The following is a 1302-nucleotide window of genomic DNA, read 5'->3' as shown; positions in this document are numbered from 1 at the left end:
GGCCTGGCTGAGTTTTGATGCAGCCACGGGTACTTTCAGTGGCACGCCCGCCAATAGTGATGTTGGCACAGTCCAGGTGCTGGTGGGTGCCACCGACAGTCACGGCGCGACGGTTACGACGACATTTGATCTGACAGTCAATAACGTCAACGATCCACCGGTGCTTGATCCGGTGTCGACACAGTCGGTGGATGAGGGTGGTACACGCGTTAATGGACAGCTTACAGCCACGGATCCGGATACCGGCGACTCCTTTAGTTTCAGCACGGCCTCCACCGTCCCCGGTTTTACCTTGAACAGCGACGGTAGCTGGAATTTCAATCCTGCCGACAATGCCTATAACCATCTGCCCGATGGCAAGGTAAAAACACTGAACATACCCATTACCGTGACCGATGCGTCCGGTGCAACAGGCACCGGAACCCTGACTATTGAAGTGACCGGTACCAATGATGCGCCGCACTTTGTGGGTCGCACCACAGTTCCGGTTAATGAAGATGGCCGGCTCGTTGCAAAAACCGTACTGGTCGATGACTTCGATGATGGCGAGCATGGCGCGGGTGCGACTTTCTCGACCACCGCATCAGAACCCGGGTTTATCCTGCAGGCGGATGGTCATTACACCTTTGATCCGAGCGATGCGGCCTATCAACACCTGGCAGCGGGTGAGCCGCTGGATGTGGTGATTCCTATCACCGTGACTGACGCCACGGGGGCCAGTACTACTCTCCGTGATGCCATCACCATTCACCTGACGGGCACCAATGATGCTCCGGTGGTGAATCATGTGGTCACCAGCCAGGTCGCCACCGAAGATGCAGCCTTCAGCTTTGCGTTGCCGATGGATACTTTCGGTGATATCGACACGGGCGACAGCCTGACCCTGAGTGCTACCGGCCTGCCGGCCTGGCTGAGTTTTGATGTGGCCACGGGCACCTTTAGTGGTACGCCCGCCAATGCCGATGTGGGTTCAGTGCCGATCACAGTGACAGCCACCGACAGTCATGGTGCCCAGGTCAGTACCACCTTCGATCTGACGGTTAATAACGTCAATGACGCGCCGACTTTAACCCGTGCGGTAACCGATCAGGTCATCGACGAGCACAGCGCCTTCAGCTTTACAGTGCCACCGGACACCTTCACCGATATCGATAGCGGCGACACGCTGACACTATCGACCGGAACACTGCCAGGATGGCTGAGTTTTGATGCCGCCACCGGTACCTTCAGTGGCACACCGGGCAATGGCGATCTCGGTACCACTCAGGTGACCGTGACAGTGACAGACTCTGCCGGTGCCCA

At 57.5% G+C, this 1302-nt stretch carries 1 protein-coding gene; it reads left to right on the top strand.

What is annotated here, in order from left to right:
- Positions 1 to 1302, top strand: a 1302-nt coding sequence (locus GSF27_RS17680) for a putative Ig domain-containing protein (protein WP_202410532.1), incomplete at both ends; no start/stop codon positions are given.

It is taken from the genome of Pseudomaricurvus sp. HS19, from assembly GCF_009857815.1.
In the GTDB taxonomy this organism is placed as follows: domain Bacteria; phylum Pseudomonadota; class Gammaproteobacteria; order Pseudomonadales; family Cellvibrionaceae; genus Pseudomaricurvus.
This window is presented reverse-complemented; position numbering and strand designations above follow the sequence as displayed.